This window comes from Aliarcobacter lanthieri (assembly GCF_013201625.1).
Lineage (GTDB): Bacteria > Campylobacterota > Campylobacteria > Campylobacterales > Arcobacteraceae > Aliarcobacter > Aliarcobacter lanthieri.
This window is the reverse complement of sequence record NZ_CP053839.1, coordinates 31,669-54,718: the sequence shown is the minus strand read 5'-3', so window position 1 is coordinate 54,718 and position 23,050 is coordinate 31,669. Positions and strand designations below refer to the sequence as shown.

The following is a 23,050-nucleotide window of genomic DNA, read 5'->3' as shown; positions in this document are numbered from 1 at the left end:
TTTATAAAATTTCTCTCATAATATCAAAATTTTTCTAATATTTATATTTTTATTATTAAAAATAAGCTCTATTTAAGATTGTAATAAAAAATCTGTTATAATAAAAAAAAATTATTTTAGGATTATTCTGATGTTAAATGATAAAAGTTTTATAAATATTGCTAAAGAGATAGCAAAAGCTTCAAAATGTGTATCAAAACAAGTAGGAGCAGTTATCGTAAAAGATGGGAGAATCCTATCAACTGGATATAATGGAACTCCAGCAGGATATATAAACTGTAGTGAACATTGGAATAATGAATATACAAAAGATCATCATGAATGGTCAAAAACTTATGAAATCCATGCTGAGATGAATGCAATTATTTGGGCAGCAAGAAAAGGGATAGCAATAGAAGGTGGAACTATTTATGTAACACTTGAACCTTGCAGTGAATGTTCAAAAAACTTAATTGCTAGTGGAATAAAAAGAATTGTTTATGAAAAATCTTATGAACATACAAACTCTAAAATTATCTCAAAATTTCTAAAAGACAATGGTGTTGAAATAGAGCAAATAGAAAATATTTGTGAATAAAAATTAAAAAAAGCAAAATATCATAAATTTTTCATATTTTAATTATAAAATTAGTTAAAAAAAAGGAGAAAATATGAGAATTGGTCTATTTATTCCCTGTTTTATGAATGAACTATATCCGAATGTTTGTAAAGCAACATATAAATTACTAAAAAATCAAGGTTTAGATATAGATTATCCATTAGAACAAACTTGCTGTGGACAAGCTATGGCAAATTCTGGCTGTTCTAAAGATATAAAAACCTTAGCATTAAATTTTGTAAACACCTTTAAAGACTATGATTATATTGTTGCACCAAGTGCTTCATGTGTAACTATGGTTAAAGAACATTATGCAGAATTCTTTGATAATGACAAAGATTACAATAAAATTAAAGCATCAATATATGAGATTTGTGAATTTTTACATGATGTAATAAAACTAGAAAATTTAAATTTTGAACATACATTCTCATATAAAATTGGGCTACACAATTCATGTCATGGTCATAGAGTTCTAAAACTAGCAACAGCAAGTGAGTTAAATATCCCATATAATTCAAAATTAAAAAATCTTTTAAATAAAGTAAATGGTATTGAACTAATAACTTTAAGAAGAGAAGATGAATGTTGTGGTTTTGGCGGAACATTTAGTGTTCAAGAAGAAGCTATTTCAGTTGCTATGGGAAAAGATAGAGTAAAAGATCATCTTGATTCAAATGCTCAGATTATAACTGGAGCTGATATGTCATGTTTAATGCATATGGATGGGATAATTAATAGAGATAAAACTCCAATTAAAGTTATGCATATAACTGAAATTCTTGTAGGAGATAGACCATGAGTAGCCATAGTATAAATGCTGCAAAATTTGTTGCAAATGATGAAAGAATGCATTGGCATGATGGTGCTTTATGGTTTGTAAGAGAGAAAAGAGATAAAGCTAGTAAATCTATACCTGAATGGGAAAATTTACGAGAATATGCAGACCAAATAAAAACTCATACAATGGCTAATTTAGATAAATATCTTTTAGAGTTTGAAAAAAATGCAACAAAAAAAGGGATTACTGTACATTTTGCTTTTGATGCACAAGAGCATAATGAAATTGTTTATAAAATTTTAAAAGAACATGATGTAAAAAAACTTGTAAAATCAAAATCTATGCTTACAGAAGAGTGCCACCTAAATCCATTTTTAGAAAACCATGGAATTGAAGTAATAGATACAGATTTGGGAGAGAGAATTGTTCAATTAAGAAAAGAACCTCCATCACATATTGTTCTTCCTGCAATCCATCTAAAGAAATCTGATGTATCAGATACTTTTCATGAAAAGTTAGGAACTGAACAAGGAAATTATGACCCAACTTATCTTACACGTGCTGCACGTGCTGCTTTAAGAGAAGATTTTTTAACAGCAGATGCTGGATTAACTGGAGTTAATTTTGCTATTGCACAAACTGGTGGAGTTGTTGTTTGTACAAATGAAGGAAATGCAGATATGGGAGCAAGTGTTCCAAAACTTCATATTGCTTCAATGGGTATTGAAAAAATAATTCCAAGACTTGAAGATTTAAGTGTATTCACAAGACTACTTGCTAGAAGTGCTACAGGACAACCTGTTACTTCATATACTTCACATTTTCATGCTCCTGTTGAAAATGGGCAAATGCATATAATTATTGTTGATAATAAAAGAAGTCAATTTCTAAGTTCAATAAAAAATAAAAAAGCATTAAACTGTATTAGATGTGGGGCTTGTATGAATACTTGTCCTGTTTACAGAAGAAGTGGAGGGCATTCTTATGAATATGTAATTCCTGGTCCTATTGGTTCAATTTTAGGAAGTGTAAAAGAGCCAAAAACTCATAATAGTTTACCTTTTGCATGTACATTATGTGGTTCTTGTTCAAATGTTTGTCCAGTAAAGATAGATTTAGATTCCCAACTTTATAGCCTAAGACAAGATTTAGGGAATATGAACTTAATTGATAGTAAAAAACAAAAAATAATGAAAGTAACAGCATGGGTTATGAGTAAGCCAGTATTATTTAATTTTGTAGGAAAAATGGCAAGATTTATAGTTCCAAAATTACCAAAATCTTTACTTTATAATAAATTAAATGTTTGGGGAAGACAAAGGGATTTACCAAAATTTCCTAAAAAAAGTTTTAAAGAAATGTTTAAAGATGGAGATTTAAATGACTAGTAAAGAAAAAATTTTAAATTCTATTAAAGAGAATAATTTAGTAAAAGATGTGAAACTTCCATCTTATGATAATTTTGGTATTAAATTTGAGGATAAATTTGAAACATTTTCTAATATGCTTGAAAGTGTAGGGGGAAAAGCATTACGAGTTTCAAAAGAAGAACTTGATGCAACAATAAAAGAGTTATATCCAGAAGAAAAAATAATTGTATCAAATATAGATTTTTGTAAATTAGGAAACTTTGACTCAAATAATTTTGAAAATGCAAAAGATTTAAAAGATGTTGATTTAGCAATTGTAAAAGGTAATTTTGCTGTTGCAGAAAATGGTGCTATATGGATGAAGAATGAAGAGAATAGACATAGAGCATTATATTTTATTGCACAAAATATAGTAATTGTAATAAATGAAGATGAAATAGTAAACAATATGCATGAAGCTTATGAGAAAATTAATTTTGAAAAATCTGGATTTGGTGTATTTATATCAGGACCTTCAAAAACAGCAGATATAGAACAATCTTTAGTAATTGGAGCACATGGACCAAAATCTGGTTATGTAATTTTTATAAAATCTTAATATAATTGCTAAATAGGAATAACAATGAGATACTTTTTACTATTTAGCATATTATTTTTTAGCTTCTTAAATGCAAGTCAAAATAAAGAGGTGTTATTAATACATTCATATCATAAAGGATATGCTTGGACTGATGATATCTCAAAAGCTATTGAAGAAACATTTTCTGAATATACAGATATTGAGCTTACAACAGTTTATATGGACACTAAAAGGATAGATGAAGCTCCTTATTTAGAAACTCTTGCAAAATTATATAAACAACAATTTGATAATAGAACATTTGATTTAATAATAATTAGTGACAATAATGCTTTTGATTTTATATCAAAATATTATGATTATTTATTTAAAGATATACCTGTATTATTCTGTGGTATAAATGACTATAGCAAAGATAGTTTAGAAAAATTAACTTTCAAAGATGTTTCAGGAGTTGCTGAAGCAGTAGATATTGAAAAGAATTTTGAACTAATTTCAAAAATACATCCAAACTTAAAAAATCTTCTAATTATAAATGATAAATCAATTACAGCTTTAGCTGTAAAAAAAGATTTAACAAAGTTTTTTGAAAAATATGAAAAAAAATTTAATATTGAATATACAGATAATCTTGATATAAATGACCTAAAAACAAAAGCTTCACATCTTGAAAAAGATAATAGTGCTATTTTATTTGTTCTATTATTTAAAGATACCACAGGAAAAATATTTACATATAAACAAAGTTTTGAGGCAATTAGAAAAGTCAGTCAAGCTCCTATTTACGGTTTATGGGATTTTTATTTAAATAGTGGAATGGTTGGAGGATTATTAACTTCAGCAGTAGCTCAAGGGAAAACTGTATCTAAAATGGCATTAGAAGTATTAAATGGAAAAGATATAAAAGATATACCTGTTGTTGAAAAATCACCAAATCTTTATATATTTAACTATAACGAATTAAAAAGATTTAATATTACTATTCCAAAATATATTGATAATCCTATAATTATAAATGAACCTAAATCAATATATAAAGAGCATAAGAATTTCTTTCTAATTACAATTTTAACAATTTCTTTACTAAGTATTATTGTTATTATACTACGAATTAATATTCAAAGAAGAGCTAAACTTGAAAGAGAACTTTCAAATAGAATAGAGTTTGATAAAGTTCTTCTTGATACGATTCCTAATGCAATTTATTATAAAAATATAGATGGAAACTTTTTAGGTTGCAATACTTCTTTTGCAACATTAGTAAGTTCTACTCGAGAAGAGATAATAGGTAAAACTGCTTTTGATTTCTTTCCAGAAAAAATTGCTATTCAAAATACAAATATAGATCAAGAGATATTAAGAACACTTAGTACAAATAGTTCTGAATTTACTTTTTATACTCCATCAAATGAGATGAAACATATTGTTCTAAATAAAGCTGTATATAAAAATATGGATGGAAATATTGGAGGAATCGTTTGTATTATGGATGATATGACAGAAAGAATACAACAAAAACAATTCTTAATTCAACAAAGTAAATTAGCAGAAATGGGAGATATGATAGCAGCAATTGCTCATCAATGGAATGAACCTCTAGTTGAATTATCAGCACTTGTACAAGATATTCAGACATCATATATTTTAGATGAATTAAAAAAAAGTGATGTTGAAGATTTTGTTAATGACTCTATGATACAAATAAAATATATGTCTCAAACATTAAGTGACTTTAGGAATTTTTTAAAACCATCAACAAAGAAAGTACTTTTTTCACTTTCAAAAGCATTGAATGAGATAAATGAGATAATAGGAAAACAAATATTTTATTCAAATATAAATATGTCTTTTAACTATAAAAATAAGAATGAAGAAATATTAATATATGGATATGAAAATGAATTTAAACAAGTTTTATTAAATATTATAAATAATGCAAAGAATAAAATTATTGAAAAAAATCTTCCTCTAAATAAAAAAGGAGAGATAAATATAAATATTGAGAGATGTGAAAAATATAATAAAATAGAAATTATTGATGATGCTGGCAATATTGATGATAAAATTATAAGTTATATTTTTGAACCATTTTTTACAACAAAAGAAGAGGGAATGGGACTTGGTCTTTATATGGCAAAGATAATCATAGAAGATAAAATGAAAGGTACAATCAGTGTTAAAAATGATAAAAATTGTGCTATTTTTACAATAAAACTTCCATTTAAAAAGGTTTAAAATGAAAATATTACTTTTAGAAGATAATAAAAAACTAAATGAAACAATAACTAAAAGATTAAAAATAAAGAATTATAATGTAGTATCTTTTAGTGATGGAGCAGAAGCTTATGAAAAGATAACTGAAGGTTTTTCCTGTTTTATTTTGGATATTAATGTTCCTAATATTGATGGCATAAATATCTTAAAAAAGATTAGAGAACTTTATGAAATGATCCCAGTTATTATCATAAGTGCAAGTGTTGAATTAGATATTATAAAACAATCTTATGATTTTGGCTGTAATGATTATTTAAAAAAACCTTTTTTTATAGATGAACTAGAAATAAAAATAGAAAAACTTTGTAAAATAAAAGATGAAAAAATTTATTTTGATGATAATTCATATTTTGATTTTAGATCTGCAACAATAAACATAAATAAGCAAGAAATTAGATTAACTAAAAAAGAAAAACTGCTACTAAATCTATTTCTTCATAAACAAAATCAAGTTATTACATATGAAGCTATAGAAAACTATGTTTGGGAAGGAAATTTTGTATCTTTAGATTCTATTAGAAGCCTAATTAGGAGATTAAGAAAAATTCTAGATAAAGAATTTATTCAAACTGTTATTGATACAGGTTACATTTTTAAGAGTATTTAATTATTAATTTCTTTTTATAATATTAAAATCATATAAATCTCATACCATTTGATTAATATTTTTAAATATTTTAATTGAGGAGGTTTATATGCAAACTTGGCAACAAGTATATGCACCAATTGGAGATAGCATAGTTTTATCAGCTCTAGTAGCTTTAATTCCTATTGTATTTTTCTTTTTGGCACTTGCAGTATTTAGAATGAAAGGACATTATGCAGCAATCATTACATTAGCATTATCTATGATTGTAGCAGTTGTTGGATTTGAAATGCCAGTAAATATGGTATTTTCATCAGCTAGTTATGGATTCTTATTTGGTTTATGGCCTATTGCTTGGATTATCGTAGCATCAGTTTTTTTATACAAATTAACAGTAAAAAGTGGTCAATTTGAAATTATTAGGAATTCTATTATTAAAATAACAGAAGACCAAAGAATTCAAGTTATTCTAATTGGTTTCTCATTTGGAGCTTTCTTAGAAGGTGCTGCTGGTTTTGGTGCACCTGTTGCTATTACAGCTGCAATCTTAGTTGGTCTTGGATTTAAACCATTATATGCAGCTGGATTATGTCTTATTGCAAATACAGCACCTGTTGCCTTTGGAGCACTTGGAGTTCCAATAATTGTTGCAGGACAAGTTACAGGAATAGATGCATTTACAATTGGAGCAATGGCAGGAAGACAGTTACCTTTACTATCTTTAATAATTCCTCTATGGTTAGTTGCAATGATGGATGGATGGAGAGGTATAAAAGAAGTATGGCCAGCAGCTTTAGTTGCAGGAGCAAGTTTTGCTATTTCTCAATATCTTACTTCTAACTTTATTGGTCCTGAATTACCAGATGTTACTTCAGCAATCGCTTCTATTGTTATTACAACAATTTTCTTAAAATATTGGAAACCAAAAAATATTTTAAAAACAGTAGATACAAGTGAAGTTGTTGAATCATCTTATTCAACTTATCAAGTAGTTAAAGCTTGGTCACCATTTATTATTCTTTCTATAATAGTAACAATATGGACTACAACATGGTTTAAAGGTTTCTTTGCAAAAGGACAACTGTTAGCAGATACTATTTTCAAATTTGAGTTTTCAACTATTCATAATATGATTTTTAAAATGCCACCAATAGTTAGTGAACCTAAAGCTTTTGATGTTATATATACATTCAATCCTATTTCTGCAACGGGTACTGCTATTTTCTTAACAGCTGTTATAACTTTATTTATTTTTAGATTAAATATATCAATAGCTATAAAAACAATGATAGAAACTCTGTTTGAGCTAAAATGGGCAATTGTATCAATTGGTATGGTTCTTGCTTTTGCTTTTGTTATGAACTATTCAGGTATGTCTTCAACTATGGCACTTGTTCTTGCAAATACTGGTTTCTTATTCCCATTTTTCTCACCATTTTTAGGATGGCTTGGAGTATTCTTAACTGGTTCAGATACTTCATCAAATGCTCTTTTCTGTGGCTTACAACAACAAACAGCACAACAATTAGGACTTAATGAAACACTAATGGTTGCAGCAAATACAACTGGAGGAGTAACAGGAAAAATGATTTCACCACAATCAATCTCTATTGCTTGTGCATCTACAGGTATTGTTGGAAAAGAGTCAGATTTATTTAGATTTACAGTTAAACATAGTTTAATACTTGTTGTTATTATGGGACTTATTACAATGACTCAGGCTTATGTTCTTACATGGATGATTCCATAATAATATTAATTTTATTTAGGCATTTCGCCTAAATAAAACCTTTCTTTTATAAATATCATATTATTATCATTTAGTGAAGTTAAAATTTATATCTTATAAATATTAGGAGAACTAAAATGTTAGAAGGTAAATATAAACAATTCTTTGATGAAATATCAACAAAAATCTCAGTAGAAAAAATCTTTACAGATAAATTACATACTTTAGCCTATGGAACTGATGCATCTTTTTATAGATTAATTCCAAAAATAGTAATAAAAACTGATAATGCAAAAGAAGTTGAAGAGATAATAAAATTAGCAAATACAATGAATTTAAGTATAACTTTTAGGGCAGGGGGTACTTCACTTTCAGGGCAAGCAATTAGTGATTCTATCTTGATTATTACTTCAAGAAATTTTTCAAATTTTAAAATATCTCCTGATGCTAGTTTTATATCACTTGAACCTGCTTTAACTGGTGCTCAAGCAAATGGATTACTTGCACGTTACGCAAAAAAAATAGGTCCAGACCCAGCAAGTATTAATGCAGCTATGATTGGTGGAATTGCTGCTAATAATGCTTCAGGAATGTGCTGTGGAATATCTCAAAACTCTTACAAAACTTTAAAATCTATGAAACTAATTTTTGCAGATGGAACAAAACTTGATACAGCTTGTGAAAATAGTAAAAATGAATTTAGAAAAACTCATAAAGATTTTTTAGAAAATTTAAAAAGTTTTTCAAATGAGACAAAATCAAATGAAGAATTAAGAGAAAAAATTGAGAAAAAATTTAAAATAAAGAATACATGTGGTTACTCACTAAATTCTTTAATAGATTTTGAAGATGAGTTTGAAATACTTCAACACTTAATTATTGGAAGTGAAGGAACTTTAGCTTTTATTGAAGAAGTAACTTATTATACAGTTGAAGATTTAAAAGACAAAGCAAGTGCATTAATATATTTTAAAGATATGGAAGAAGCCTGTAATGCTGTAACTAAGCTAAAATTAGCAAAAGATTCAAAACAAATTATTATTGATGCAGTTGAACTTATGGATAGAGCAGCTTTAAGAAGTATTGAAAATGATTCATCAATGCCAAAATATATAAAAGATTTTGGTGATGAGGTAACAGCACTTTTAATAGAAACAAGAGCAATAAACAATAATAATCTAGATATTCAAATAGAGCAAATTGAAAAAATCTTAGAGGATTTTAATGTTGTAAGAGATATATATTTTACTAAAGATGCTAAAGAATATAACCTTTATTGGAAGATTAGAAAAGATTTATTCCCAGCAGTTGGAGCAGTAAGAGTTATAGGAACAACAGTAATTATAGAAGATGTAGCTTACCCAATAGAATCTTTAGCTGTTGCTACACTTGAACTTCAAGGGTTATTTCAAAAATATGGATATACAGAAGCAATTATTTTTGGTCATGCTTTAGAAGGAAACTTTCACTTTGTATTTACTCAAGATTTTTCTGATAAAAAAGAGATAGAAAGATATGATAATTTAATGAATGAAGTTGTTAATTCAGTTGCAGTTAAATATCAAGGTAGTTTAAAAGCTGAACATGGAACAGGAAGAAATATGGCTGCATTTGTTGAAGTTGAATGGGGAAATGTTGCTTATAATATAATGAAAAGAATCAAAAATTTATTTGATCCAAAAGGTTTATTAAACCCTGGAGTTATAATAAATGACGATAAAGAAGCACACTTAAAAAATCTAAAAACTCTTCCAGCAACCAATGAAATTGTTGATAAGTGCATCGAGTGTGGGTTTTGTGAACCTACTTGTCCATCAAATGAAATTACATTAACTCCAAGACAAAGAATCGTAATAAATAGAGAAATTTCAAGACTTGAAAATCTAGGACAAAAAGAAGAAGCCCAAGAGTATAAAGAATTATATCAATATGATGGTATAGAAACATGTGCAACATGTAGTTTATGTTCAACAGCCTGTCCAGTAAAAATTGATACAGGAAATTTAACTAAGCATTTAAGAGCAGAACAATTATCTTCAAAAGATAAAAGTATTGCAAATTTTGTAGCAAATAACTTTAGTATGACTTTATCAGGAGTTCGATTTGGACTTAAAAGTTCAAATATTATGCATAAAGTTTTAGGAACTTCTAATATGCAAAAATTTACTCAAACATTAAGAAGTTTTACTAAAAATAAAACTCCAAAGTGGTCAGTAACTATGCCAAAGGCTATAAACATAAATATTAATTTTGAACAAAAACAAAAAGATAAAAAAGTTGTATATTTCCCATCATGTTTAAATAGGGCAATGGGGCTAAATTCTGTTTCAAAAGAGGAAAAAGAACTTTTTGATATTACAGTTGAATTATTACAAAAAGCTGGTTACCAAATAATTTTTCCAAATAATTTAGCAAATCTTTGCTGTGGTATGCCATTTAGTTCAAAAGGATTTAATGATGCTTCACATACAAAATCAAGTGAATTAGAAGAAGCACTTTTAAATGCAAGTGAATTTGGAGAGTATCCAATTTTATGTGATACAAGTCCATGTACTAAAAAGATGATAGAGAATTTTTCACATAAATTATCAATTTATGAACCAATTGATTTTACTTTAACTTTTTTAACTAAATATTTGGAATTTACACCAATTAATGAACCAATTACAATTCATACAACATGTAGTTCAAGAAAAATGAATTTAGAAGAAAAATTTAAAGAAGTTGCTTATTTATGTTCAAAAAATGTAATTATTCCAAGTGATGTAAAATGTTGTGGTTTTGCAGGGGATAGAGGATTTAATTTTCCAGAATTAAATGATTCAGCTTTAAGATATTTAAAAGAGCAAACAAATGGAGCTAAAATGGCATTTTCAACTTCTAAAACTTGTGAAATAGGTTTAAGTAGCCATTCTGGACTTGATTATAACTCAATTTTTTATTTAGTAAATCAGGTTACAAAATCTAAAAGTTTATAAGCTTTATTTATTTAAAACTTGATATTTACATTTTTTTTGGTAAAATATCTGCTTTATAAAAAAAAGGAATAAAAAAGATGAAAAAACTTTTATTATCATTACTTTTAGGGTCAACTATTAGTTTCTCTTCAATGATAAATGGTGTAGCTATATTAGTAAATGAAGAACCTATTACAATTTATGACATAGAAAGAACTATGGTTGTAAATAAAATTCCAAAAAATGAAGCAGTTGCTTATCTAGTTGACAAAATATTATATGATCAATTAGTTAAAGAAAATGCAATAACAGCAGATATTTTTGAAATCAATGAATATATTGAAAAACTTGCAAATGCAAATGGTATGGATGTTTTTGCTTTTAAAGGAATTGTTAAACAAGAGTATCCAGATTATGAAGTTTTTGAAAATGAAGCAAAAAATGCAGTTATTAGACAAAAGTTAATTTCTAAAATTGTAAAAGGACAATTGGCAATAGCAAATGATGAAGATATGCAGTTATATTATGAAAAAAATATAAATAAATATCTTACAGCAAAATCTTTTGATGTAGTACAATATACTTCAACAAATAGAACTGCTTTAGAAGAAACAGTAAAAAATCCTATGAAAGTATCAAATGAGATTAGTAAAACACCTTTAAAACTTGAAAGTCAAAACCTTCAAGCACAATTACAATATGTTTTACACAATACAAAACCAAACTCATTTACACCAATATTTACTTTTAATAAACAGTATGTAACTTTATTTTTAAAACACACTGAAGGAACAATGGCTTTACCATTTGAAAGTGTAAAACCTAGAGTGTTCAATGACATTATGTCTCAAAGAGAACAATCATTTTTAAAAGAGCATTTTGAAAAACAAAAATTAACAGCAGATATAAAAGTTATAAGATAAGGATTTAAGATATGTCAAGTATGTTTGAAGTAATTATAGGATTAGAAGTTCATGCCCAACTAAATACAAAAAGTAAACTATTTTGCTCTTGTGCAACAAGTTTTGGAGAAGAGCCAAATACAAATGTTTGCCCAACTTGTTTAGGATTACCTGGAGCATTACCAGTTTTAAATAAAGAAGCAGTACATAAAGCTATTATGTTAGGAACTGCTTTAAAATCAGAAATAAATAAAAAGTCTATTTTCAATAGAAAAAATTACTTCTATCCAGATTTACCAAGTGGTTACCAAATATCACAATTTGAAGTTCCAGTTGTTGGGCTTGGAGAATTGACTATTGATTTTCCAGATGGAAGCCAAAAAACTATAGGAGTTACAAGAGCTCACTTAGAAAATGATGCAGGGAAAAATATACATAGTGGAAATGTTTCACAAGTTGATTTAAATAGAGCAGGAACTCCTCTTTTAGAAATAGTTTCAGAACCAGATATGAGAAGTGCTGAAGAAGCTATACTTTATCTTAAAAAACTTCATTCAATTGTTAGATACTTAGGTATTAGTGATGCAAATATGCAAGAAGGAAGCTTTAGATGTGATGTGAATGTATCTATTCGTCCAAAAGGTGATACAAAGTTTTACACAAGATGTGAAATAAAAAACATGAACTCTTTTAGATTTATTGAAAAAGCTATACATTATGAAGTAAATAGACATATAGAAGCATGGGAAGATGGTATTCACTCTACAGAAATTGTACAAGAAACTAGACTTTTTGATACAACTACAGGAGAGACAAGAAGTATGAGGGGTAAAGAAGATGCTGCTGATTATAGATATTTCCCAGATCCAGATTTATTACCTTTAGTTATTTCTGATGAAATGATTGAAAAATACTCAAAGATTCCAGAACTTCCAGATGAGAAAAAAGAGAGATTTGTAAAAGAGTATGGAATTAAAGAATACGATGCTTCTGTTATTACATCTAGTTTAGAAATGGCAAACTATTTTGATGAGATGATGAAAGAAGGTATTAGTGCAAAAAATGCTACAACTTGGCTAACAGTTGAGCTTCAAGGAAGACTAAAAGAGGGGGTTACAATTGAGCAATCTCCAATTTGTGCAAAAACATTAGCAATATTAGTAAAACGAATTGAAGATAGTACAATTTCTGGAAAAGCAGCAAAAGAAGTTTTAGACTATTTAATTGAAAACTCTTCTAGTGAAGTTGATACTGCAATAGAAAAACTTGGACTTAAACAAGTAAGTGATGATGGAGCATTATTAGCTATCATTGATGAGATTTTAAATACAAATGCTGATAAAGTAGCTGAATATAAAGCTGGAAAAGAGAAAATGTTTGCATTCTTTGTAGGTCAAACTATGAAGGCATCTAAAGGAAGTGCAAATCCACAAAAAGTAAATGAACTAATAAAAGAGAGATTATCTTAAAGATAATTTTCTCTATCTTACTTTAAAAATAAATACTTACAATTATTAGATTTCTTACTTTCTTTAATTAAAGACTTATTAAATATAGTTTTTGATAACATCTTAAAATAAAATATAAAAAGAGGTTTCTTATGGGTAAAATTGCAGTTATAGGTGCTGGAAAATGGGGACAAGCTCTTCACTTTGCATTGAGTCAAAAACAAGAATGTTTTATAACTTCAAGAACAAAAAAAGATATAAGAAACTTTGTTGATTTAGAATTTGCTCTAAACTGTGAATATTTAGTAATTGCAATACCAACTCAAGAGATAAAAAACTGGTTAAAAGAAAATTTTATATTTAAAGAACAGAAAATCTTAGTAGCTTCAAAAGGTATAGAAGCTACAACTGGTGAGTTTTTAAATGAGATATACTCATCTTTTGTACCAAATGAAAACATAGGCTTTATATCAGGTCCTTCTTTTGCAGCAGAAGTTATAAAAGGTCTTCCTTGTGCTCTAGTAATAAATTCTACATCAAAAAAGATATATGAAGAATTTAGTAAATTCTTCCCAACTTTTATAAAACCTTATTATAGTTCAGATGTAATTGGAGCTGAAATAGCTGGAGCTTATAAAAATGTTTTAGCAATTGCAAGTGGAATTTGTGAAGGATTAAATCTTGGAAAAAATGCTCAAGCATCACTAATTGCAAGGGGCTTAGTAGAAATGCAAAGATTTGGTAAAAATTTTGGAGCAAAGAAATCCTCTTTTTTAGGTCTTAGTGGAGCTGGAGATCTTTTTTTAACTGCAAACTCTACAATGAGCCGAAATTTCAGAGTAGGGCTTGGACTAGCAACAAATAAAAAACTAAATACTATTTTAGATGAGTTAGGAGAAGTTGCTGAGGGAGTAAAAACAGCAGATGCTATTTTTAAACTGTCAAAAGAGTATAAAATATATACTCCAATAGCAAACGAGGTAAAACTTATTTTAGATGGTAAAAATCCACAAGATAGCTTAAAAGACTTATTAAAAAACTAAACTATCTTTTTTTATGATTATCTCCCCATAAATAAAGTTGCTTAATAATAGGTTTTAAACTTTTTCCATATTCAGTCAATGAATACTCAACTTTTGGTGGAACAATAGGATAAACTTCTCTATGAACTATACCATCACTTTCCAACTCTCTTAATTTCTGGATTAACATCTTTTGCGTAGCTTTTGGTAATAATTTTTGTAATTCATTAAATCTCTTTTTTTCATCTTTTAAATACCAAATTATTAGAATTTTCCATTTCCCTGTTAATACATCTATTGCTGTTTCAACAGGACATTTAAATTGTTCATTTATATTAATTTCATCATTATTTTTAATCATAATTAACTCCTAGTATCTTTTTAGCAAGTACCTTTCTTAAAAGATAGTTCTTGCCCTTTTAAAAGATTTTAGCTAAAGTTTTAAATAAATAAGATAAAGGAGAGAAGATGAAAGCTTTTGTTGTAGAAAGAAATCATAATGATGAAATAATATCTAGTGTAAAAGATGTACCAAAACCAATTTGTAATGAAAATGAGATATTGATTCAAGTTGAATATTCATCTTTAAACTATAAAGATGCACTTAGTTCAATAGGCCACTCTGGAGTAACAAGAAATTTACCACATATTACAGGAGTTGATGTAGCTGGAGTTATAGTTGAATCAAAATCTCCTATTTTTAAATTAGGACAAAATGTTGTAGTAACTGGTTATGATTTAGGTATGAATACAGATGGAGGACATGCTGAATTTGTTAAAGTTCCTTCATCATGGGCAATAAGAACACCTGATGCTATCTCTAATAAAGATATAATGATTTATGGTACAGCAGGTCTTACAGCGGCTTTAAGCATAAATGAATTACTAAATAATGGTTTAGAAGAGCACTCAAATATTTTAGTTACTGGCTCAACAGGAGGTGTAGGTTCTATTACAGTTGCAATTTTAAGTAAACTAGGCTTTAAAGTATCTACACTTACTACAAAAAAAGATAAAGAAACTTTTTTAAAAAGTATTGGTAGTAGAGAAGTGATATTTTTAGAAGACTTTATGCAAAATTCTCAAAAACCAATGCTAAAAGAAAGATTTGATGCTGTTATAGATACTGTTGGTGGTGATATTTTAGTACAAGCAATAAAGCAAGTAAAATATGACGGTGTGGTTACTTGTTGTGGACTTACTTCTTCATACGAATTAAATACAAATGTTTATCCTTTTATATTAAGAGGTGTTAGACTTATTGGAATAGATAGTGTTGAGTGTAAAATTGAGAAAAAACAAAAAGCTTGGGAAAAATTGGCTGGTAAATGGAAGATAGATTGCTTAGATACCATTACAAAAGAGATAAATCTAAATGAAATAAAAGAAGCTTATGAAAAACTTTTAAATGGAAAAGCTACAGGTAGATATCTTGTAAAACTATAATACCAATTTTGTGATGAGTTCTAAAATAATTCTAAAATTAGGGCTCTAGCAAAAATACAATAACTAAATTATTTAATTTCTTCTTCTAAACTATTTTCTGCATCTAATAATTGCTGACTGTAATTAGTTTCTTTACCTGTTCTTAAAATTTTTGCCTGTTCAATCCACTGATTATTTCTTACATAATTTGGAAGGTTTAAAAAGTTTTCTATCCATTCAGAATTTTTATTTGTCCAATTAGCAATTTGATTAAAGTGATAAATACCTAGTTTATATAATTCTGCTTCTAATTCTTCATCTATACCTTTAATCTTTTTTAGATTATCTTTGTGGCTTGATGAACTTAAAACCATAGGTTTATAATCTAATGAAGCACTCTTATTAAAAATTGGATTTATCTTAAATCTTTTATCTGATGAAGTACAACAAACAGGATTTACCTTATTTATTGTTTTAAACCTATCCCTTTTCCCTTTTCCAATTAAATATCCTACAAGTATCCCTAAAACAAATGCTAATGCTAAATTTCCTACAATATATTGAGCAATTTCCCCTAACATCTTATTCCCCTATTATGAATTCTACTCTTCTGTTAATTTCTGATAAACCATCTTTGTCATCTTTTGCGATTGGTTTTTCATTTCCATATCCAACTGCTGTAATCCTACTAGATTCAACGCCAAAACTCTCTAATAATGATTTTACACTATTAGCTCTATCTTGAGATATTTGTTTATTTAACTCTTTATTTCCACGAGAATCTGTATGCCCACCAATTTCTATTTTATAACTATCATATCTATTTAAAATATCTGCTATTTTTTTAACAGAATCTTTTGAATCTGGAGTTAATTCAACACTCCTTCTTTCAAAAATAATTTTATTTTCAATTATAGTATTATTTATAAGTAATTGTATCTCATCTTTTGTTAAAATATCAATTTTATTATCTAAATTTGTATTATCAATAACTTCATTTTCTATTAAAATTGGTTCATTAATATCAACAATAGTAGGGAAAGATGTAATATTAGATATTTTTGTAAGTATAAGTTCTTTATAGGTTATATCTTTCAGTGTACCATAAATTTTAAGAGTATTATTTTCAAAAATAATTTTTGCTCCATCATCAAAAAAATCTTTTAAATAATCTATTAATTCATATATATTTTCTAAGAGTTTTTTATCCAATTTACTATTTTGAACAAATTTTATATCAGATACTTTATTTATTTTTAATAAATCAATAACTTGTTCTACAATATTCTGATTTGAAAAAACACCACTTAAAACTAATAATCCATCTATTTTAGTTATAGTAAAGTCTGAGTTTGAATATTCAACTTTATTAAAAAAATCAAATAATCCTTTAGAATCGTCAAGAGGGAACTCTTTTTTACTATCATTAAAATACTCTTCATAACTAAAAGTATATATAGATACTATATTCAATACTATGAACAGTATTAATAAAATAAAAAGTTTTGTAAAAATAGACATAATGTTCCCTTATTAATTTTTATTAAAAATCGTCAAAATCTATGCTACCTTTTGAGTAGTTTACTACATTCCCTTCAAAAAAGTTTGTTCTTTGATCATTAAATGAAGCATAACCATCAACCCATGGAATTGGATGTTTAACATTATATTCTGGTTTGTACCCTACTGCTTCAAGTCTTTTATCTGCTAAATACTCTATATATTGTCTAATTATACCATCTGTAAACCCTAGAATTTGTCCCTGAGTTATATATCCTCCCCAAGATGATTCAAGTGCTACAGCTTTTCTAAACATATCCCTTACAGTAGTCTCTAGTTCATCAGTAAAAAGTTCAGGTCTTTCTTTTCTAACACTATTTATCATATTTTGGAAAAGAAGTAAATGAGTTACTTCATCTCTTTGAATAAATCTAATCATTTGAGAACTCCCAAGCATTTTTCCACTTTTACCAAGAGCATAAATAGCTGCAAAACCAGCATAAAAATATAAACCTTCTAAAATTTGATTTGCAAAAAGAGCTAAAACTATTTTTGTATCATCAATCTCTCCTGAAAGATTGTCATAAACTTCTGCAATATATGTGTTTTTCTCTCTTAGTTTAGAATCTGTTTTCCACATATCATAAATCAAATCAGTGTTATCAGATATACTCTCAACCATAACTGCATATGATTTACTATGATTTGCTTCCTCATAAGCTTGTCTAGATAAACATGCATTAATTTCAGGAGCAGTTATATATGGATTTATATTATCCATAAGATTATTTGTTTGTAAACTATCCATAAAAATCAATTGAGAAAGAACCAAATCATACATTCTTTTTTCAGCTGGAGTTAAAAACTTATAATCTTTTGCATCACCTGTCATTTGTACTTCTCGTGGGAACCAAGTATTAGCTTCCATTGTATCCCAAAGATTTAAAGCCCATTGGTATTTCATTCTGGTAAAGTTAATCATTCCATCACTATTTCCACCAAAAACTCTTCTATCATTTAAGCTTTCTTTTGAATCAGGATTATAAATAGTTTTTCTTTCCATTAAAACTCCTTTTTAAAATCTAAAATTATTGACAACCTGCACACTCCATACTTCTATCTTCTACATCGTTTTTAGCCTCTGGAGATTGACTTCTTAGATAATAAGTTGATTTTAGTCCTAATTTCCAAGCTAAAGTATAAATTTCATGTAAATATTTACCACTTGCTTTATCTAAGCTCATAAAAATATTTGTACTTTGTCCTTGATCAATCCATTTTTGTCTAATCGCTGCTGCTTTTATAACTTGTAGTTGGTCTATTTCAAAAGCTGGTGTATAGTAACTCCAAGTTTCTGGATTCAACTTTGGTACAACAACAGGAATTAAACCAGATAAATTCTCTTCAAACCATTTTCTTTTATAAACAGGTTCTATTGCTTGAGTTGTTCCTACTAAAATTGAAATTGATGAAGTTGGAGCAATGGCCATTAAGTAACCATTTCTCATTCCATCTTTTTTTACTTTTTCTCTTAAAATATTCCAATCATAAGATGTATCAAATAAATCTCTATCTATAAGAGCATTTACACTTTGAGGAGTATGGTCATGAGGCATTATACCTTTACTCCAATTTGAACCATTAAATGTAGGGTAACTCCCTTTTTCTATTGCTAAATCAGAACTAGAAAGAATAGCATTATATGAAATTGCTTCCATTATTTTATCAATTCTTTTAAAGTGTTCATTTGAACCCCAAGATAATTTTTGTTGAGCTAACATTTCAGCCTCACCCATAACTCCAAGACCAATACTTCTTGATTTCAAGTTTGTAGCTTTTACTTTTCTTAATGGATAGAAATTTAAATCAATAACATTATCAAGCATTCTAATAGCTATTGGTACAACTCTTTTTATATCTTCATCTGTATTTATTCTTGATAAATTAATAGAAGCCAAATTACAAACTGCTGTATCTCCATCAATTTTATCTTTTTCAACAATAAATATTTTTTTACCATTTATACTATCAAGAGCTGTTACTTTATTCGCTTTTTTAGTGATATTACCATCAACAACTACTAAGTCCTCTTCCTCATAAGTTTTAATAGTTCCATCTTCAAATTCTATTCTTATTTTATAATGATTTGGATTTGTATTTTGGAAAATTTCTGTACAAAGATTTGAACTTCTAATATGTCCTGCATGTGGATTTGGATTTGCTCTATTTGCAGTATCTTTAAAGCATAAGAATGGACTTCCAACTTCAAAATAAGAAGTTAAAATTTTTTTCCATAAATCTTTTGCTTTCATTCTATCTTTTGTTATAGAATCATTATTTTCATAAGCGATATACTTAGTTTTAAACTCTTCTCCATAACATTCACTTAAATCTTTTACTTCAACTGGATCAAATAAAGTCCAATAAGAATCTTCTAAAACTCTTTCCATAAATAAATCTGTTATCCATAGAGCAGGAAATAAATCATGAGCTCTTCTTCTTTCTTCTCCAGAGTTTTTCTTTAAATCTACAAAATCTATAATATCCATATGCCATGGTTCCATATAAACAGCAATAGCACCTTTTCTAGTACCTAGTTGATCAACAGCAATAGCAATATCATTTGTAATCTTTAAAAATGGAACTGTTCCTCCTGCTGCACTTTTATGCCCATCTATAGCTCCACCAAGACTTCTTATTTGATTCCAATCCCAACCAATACCACCACCATATTTAGATAGTAGTGCCATTTCTTTGTAACCATCAAAAATACCTTCAATATTGTCTGGACTACTTCCAATATAACAAGAGCTCAATTGGTGTCTATTTGTTCTAGCATTACTTAAAGTTGGTGTTGCAAGCATAACTTCAAACTTAGATATAACATCATAAAATTCTTTTGCTTTTTCTTGTTTATTTGTCTCATTTTGAGCTAAGAACATAGCAATAGCCATAAACATTTGCTGTGGTAACTCTATTGGTTCACCTTTACTGTTTTTCAATAAATATCTATCATATAAAGTTTTTATACCTAAATAGTTAAATAAAAAATCTCTTTTAGGATCTAAATAAGAGTTTAAATCATCTAAATCATATCCATTTGATAAATTTGGAATTATTCTTCCAGCTTCTATTCCATATTGTATATAATCTTTTAAATGTCTGTACGCCTCACCTTTTATACCATGTGTTGCTATTCCTACTCTATGATATAAATCATACAAGAATAGTCTTGCAGCAACAAATGTCCAGTTTGGAACATCAATATCTATCTTTTCAACAGCTGTTTTTATTAGAGCATCTTGAATATCACTTGAATTCATACCATCAATAAATTTAATTCGAGCATCTAATTCTAATTCACTCTGACTAACACCCTCTAGCCCTTCTGTTGCATCAATAGACATTTTCTGAATTTTTGTAATATCTAAAATCTCTCTTCTACCATTTCTTTTTTGAATCATTATTGCCATAAAAATTAACCTCTAAATTATTTAAAAACTCTATTATATATTGCATCCACATTTTTCGTGTAATAATCAAAATTAAAACACTCTCTTATTTGTTCTTCACTTAAACTATTTCTTAATTCTTCATCTGCAAGTAAATATTGGAGATATAAAGATTCTCCTTTATCATTTGTAGTAGATTTTCCTTTTTGTATCTCTTCCCAAACTTTCATCGCATTTCTTTGAACTATTCTATATGCATCTTCTCTACTTACACCTTTTAATGGTAATTCTAATAAAACTCTTTGTGAGAAAACTAATCCACCAGTTAAATTTAAATTTTTCATCATATTTTCAGGCATTACAGTTAAATTTGCTATTACACTATTCATTCTATGAAGCATAAAATCTGTTGTTATAAATGCATCAGGTAACCAAAATCTTTCTGTTGAAGAATGGCTTATATCTCTTTCATGCCAAAGAGCAACATTTTCCATAGCTGGAATACAATATGCTCTTATCATTCTTGCAAGTCCAGTTATATTTTCAGTTAAGATTGGATTTCTTTTATGAGGCATTGCCGAACTTCCTTTTTGTCCAGCTGCAAAATACTCTTCTGCTTCATAAACTTCTGTTCTTTGTAAATGTCTTACTTGAACTGCGAATTTTTCAATACTAGAAGCAAGTAAAGCTAAAGAAGTAGCAAGTCTTGCATATCTATCTCTATGAATAACTTGATTTGAACAAGGCTCTGGCTTAAGACCTAATTCAACCATTGCATACTCTTCAAGTTCTAATGGTGCATGAGCAAAATTCCCCATAGCACCAGAGATTTGTCCAACTGCAATAACTTCCATAGTATCTTCAAGATTTTTAAGATGTCTATTTACTTCATCATACCAAACAGCTAAAGTTAAACCAAAAGTTATAGGTTCACCATGTATTCCATGACTTCTACCAACCATTAAAGTGTATTTATGCTCCATAGCTCTTTTTTTAATAGATTCCATAAGCATTTTTACATCTTTAATAATAATTTCTAAAGAATCTTTCATTTGTAAAGCAACTCCAGTATCAACCGCATCTGAACTTGTCATTCCATAGTGAAACCATCTTGATTCTTCACCTAAAGATTCTGAAACACTTGTATTAAAAGCTATTAAATCATGTTTTGTAATAGCTTCAATTTCTTCAATTCTCTCTACACTGAATTTTGCATTTTCTACAATTTTTTTGCAATCATCATCAGGAATAAGCCCTAGTTTATTCCAAGCTTTAACAGCTGCTTTTTCAACTTCTAACCAAGCTGCATATCTTGCTTCTTGTGTCCATTTTGAACTCATCTCTTCTCTTGCATATCTTTCAACCATGCTAATTCCCTTATAATCATATTTGTATTAAATTTATAATAAAATTCTTCATATTTTAAACCTGAACTATATCTAATCGGAACAAAATATAAGATAAAATTTAAAGAAAAAATAGGAAAAAAACTTGGCATTTACTCTAAGAAAACATAGTGCAATAAAAGGCAAGAAAATACAGCTCTTTCTCATACAAGACCTAAAGATAGAGCCCAAAGTAGGACAAAGGTTAACATCAAAAGGAAGAATCTTTGATGAGAATATGAATCAAATAAATGCAGGAGAAGAAATACCAACAGAACATATTTTTATAGCTGTTTTTGAAGGTCAAACAAGAGGCTTAAATCCTCTTATAGAATTTACTGATTTTGCAATATTTGATAAGCCAACACACCTAATGGTTCATCCAATTTCAAAAAATACTCCATACTCTTTACTTGATGAGATAAGATATCATTTTGGAGAAGATGCAAACTTAATTCATAGAATAGATGCTGAAACATCAGGTCTTGTAATTGTAGGAAAAAATAAAAAAAGTGAAATAGAATTAAAAGATATGTTTCAAGAAAAAAAGTATCATAAATCTTATCTTGCTATTGTATGTGGAAAAATAGATAAAGAAATAATGATAGATAAGAATATAGATAAAGAAGGACTCTTAATAGGAGTAAAAATGAAAACATGTGAGAAAAATGAAGGAGGAAAAGAATCCTTTACTATTATAAAGCCCTTAAAATATAATCAAGAAAAAGATTTAACACTTATTGAAGCAATACCACTTACAGGAAGACAACATCAAATAAGAATTCATCTTCATTCTATTGGTCATACAATATTAGGTGATCCAATTTATGGGATTGATGATATAAATGCAGAAAATTATTTAAATAAAACTTTAAGTAAAGAAGATAGATTTATAATTACAAAATCTCATAGACTATGGCTTCACGCAAACTATTTAGAGTTTACATACAAAAACAATATCTACAAAATCTTTTCAAAAAATCAAGATTTATATAAAGAGTTTTTCTAAAATAAAAAAAGGTAAGGGGGGGAAAAACCTTA

At 27.7% G+C, this 23,050-nt stretch carries 19 protein-coding genes; 13 read left to right on the top strand and 6 right to left on the bottom strand.

The genetic code is table 11. From position 1 onward, the window contains the following. The first annotated feature begins 130 nt into the window (after positions 1–130). The 11 genes from ALANTH_RS00215 (at position 131) to ALANTH_RS00165 (ending at position 14,268) form a co-directional block, all read left to right on the top strand. A complete protein-coding gene (locus tag ALANTH_RS00215; RefSeq protein ID WP_026807116.1) occupies positions 131–577 on the top strand; it encodes a deoxycytidylate deaminase in 447 nt (148 codons plus the stop codon). A 73-nt stretch (positions 578–650) separates the two neighbouring features. Beyond that, positions 651–1,400 carry a (Fe-S)-binding protein gene (locus ALANTH_RS00210; protein ID WP_026802866.1) on the top strand — a complete coding sequence of 250 codons (750 nt, stop codon included), beginning with the start codon at positions 651–653 and terminating at the stop codon, positions 1,398–1,400. Continuing rightward, entirely contained in the window at positions 1,397–2,767 is a 1,371-nt protein-coding gene (locus ALANTH_RS00205; RefSeq protein ID WP_026807115.1) for a lactate utilization protein B, read from the top strand. The genes ALANTH_RS00210 and ALANTH_RS00205 overlap by 4 nt, the downstream gene beginning before the upstream one ends. Continuing rightward, the gene (locus ALANTH_RS00200; RefSeq protein WP_026807114.1) at positions 2,760–3,347 is read left to right on the top strand and encodes a LutC/YkgG family protein; all 588 of its coding nucleotides are present in this window, start codon (positions 2,760–2,762) and stop codon (positions 3,345–3,347) included. The genes ALANTH_RS00205 and ALANTH_RS00200 overlap by 8 nt, the downstream gene beginning before the upstream one ends. A gap of 24 nt (positions 3,348–3,371) precedes the next feature. Then, the gene (locus tag ALANTH_RS00195; protein WP_026807113.1) at positions 3,372–5,564 is read left to right on the top strand and encodes a sensor histidine kinase; all 2,193 of its coding nucleotides are present in this window, start codon (positions 3,372–3,374) and stop codon (positions 5,562–5,564) included. Position 5,565: 1 nt separating this feature from the next. Beyond that, positions 5,566–6,210, top strand: a complete 645-nt coding sequence (locus ALANTH_RS00190) for a response regulator transcription factor (RefSeq protein WP_026807112.1) — start codon at positions 5,566–5,568, stop codon at positions 6,208–6,210. 88 nt (positions 6,211–6,298) lie between these two features. After that, positions 6,299–7,939: a lactate permease LctP family transporter gene (locus ALANTH_RS00185; protein WP_026807111.1), complete on the top strand. Its 1,641-nt coding sequence runs from the start codon at positions 6,299–6,301 to the stop codon at positions 7,937–7,939. A 116-nt stretch (positions 7,940–8,055) separates the two neighbouring features. Then, positions 8,056–10,896, top strand: coding sequence for an FAD-binding and (Fe-S)-binding domain-containing protein (locus ALANTH_RS00180; protein ID WP_026807110.1), 2,841 nt, complete (start codon positions 8,056–8,058; stop codon positions 10,894–10,896). Positions 10,897–10,973: 77 nt separating this feature from the next. Next, on the top strand, positions 10,974–11,798 hold the full coding sequence (locus ALANTH_RS00175; protein ID WP_026807109.1) for a peptidylprolyl isomerase: 825 nt from the start codon (positions 10,974–10,976) through the stop codon (positions 11,796–11,798). 20 nt (positions 11,799–11,818) lie between these two features. After that, the gene (gene gatB, locus ALANTH_RS00170; RefSeq protein ID WP_026807108.1) at positions 11,819–13,246 is read left to right on the top strand and encodes an Asp-tRNA(Asn)/Glu-tRNA(Gln) amidotransferase subunit GatB; all 1,428 of its coding nucleotides are present in this window, start codon (positions 11,819–11,821) and stop codon (positions 13,244–13,246) included. A gap of 131 nt (positions 13,247–13,377) precedes the next feature. Further along, positions 13,378–14,268 carry an NAD(P)H-dependent glycerol-3-phosphate dehydrogenase gene (locus tag ALANTH_RS00165; protein WP_026802857.1) on the top strand — a complete coding sequence of 297 codons (891 nt, stop codon included), beginning with the start codon at positions 13,378–13,380 and terminating at the stop codon, positions 14,266–14,268. 1 nt (position 14,269) lies between these two features. On the opposite strand, the gene ALANTH_RS00160 is transcribed toward ALANTH_RS00165, so the two are convergent. Further along, positions 14,270–14,608, bottom strand: coding sequence for a winged helix-turn-helix transcriptional regulator (locus ALANTH_RS00160; RefSeq protein WP_029888263.1), 339 nt, complete (start codon positions 14,606–14,608; stop codon positions 14,270–14,272). A 107-nt stretch (positions 14,609–14,715) separates the two neighbouring features. Here ALANTH_RS00160 and ALANTH_RS00155 point away from each other — a divergent pair, with 107 nt between their 5' ends. Next, complete coding sequence (locus ALANTH_RS00155) at positions 14,716–15,693, top strand: YhdH/YhfP family quinone oxidoreductase (protein ID WP_026807107.1); 978 nt, start codon at positions 14,716–14,718, stop codon at positions 15,691–15,693. Positions 15,694–15,761: 68 nt separating this feature from the next. Here ALANTH_RS00155 and ALANTH_RS00150 read toward each other — a convergent pair whose 3' ends face one another. From ALANTH_RS00150 to purB, 5 genes are read right to left on the bottom strand one after another with little or no spacing between them, the layout of a single operon-like run. Continuing rightward, positions 15,762–16,253 (bottom strand): hypothetical protein, encoded by a 492-nt coding sequence (locus ALANTH_RS00150; protein WP_026807106.1) that lies wholly within the window; start codon positions 16,251–16,253, stop codon positions 15,762–15,764. Between the two features lies 1 nt (position 16,254). Next, on the bottom strand, positions 16,255–17,193 hold the full coding sequence (locus ALANTH_RS00145; protein ID WP_026807105.1) for an OmpA family protein: 939 nt from the start codon (positions 17,191–17,193) through the stop codon (positions 16,255–16,257). A 22-nt stretch (positions 17,194–17,215) separates the two neighbouring features. Beyond that, positions 17,216–18,235: a ribonucleotide-diphosphate reductase subunit beta gene (locus tag ALANTH_RS00140; protein WP_026802852.1), complete on the bottom strand. Its 1,020-nt coding sequence runs from the start codon at positions 18,233–18,235 to the stop codon at positions 17,216–17,218. A gap of 25 nt (positions 18,236–18,260) precedes the next feature. Then, positions 18,261–20,645: a ribonucleoside-diphosphate reductase subunit alpha gene (locus tag ALANTH_RS00135; RefSeq protein ID WP_026802851.1), complete on the bottom strand. Its 2,385-nt coding sequence runs from the start codon at positions 20,643–20,645 to the stop codon at positions 18,261–18,263. A gap of 17 nt (positions 20,646–20,662) precedes the next feature. After that, complete coding sequence (purB, locus tag ALANTH_RS00130) at positions 20,663–21,991, bottom strand: adenylosuccinate lyase (protein ID WP_026802850.1); 1,329 nt, start codon at positions 21,989–21,991, stop codon at positions 20,663–20,665. A gap of 256 nt (positions 21,992–22,247) precedes the next feature. Between purB and ALANTH_RS00125 the strand changes: the two genes are divergently transcribed. Beyond that, positions 22,248–23,018 (top strand): RluA family pseudouridine synthase, encoded by a 771-nt coding sequence (locus ALANTH_RS00125; RefSeq protein ID WP_228282872.1) that lies wholly within the window; start codon positions 22,248–22,250, stop codon positions 23,016–23,018. Positions 23,019–23,050 lie beyond the last annotated feature (32 nt).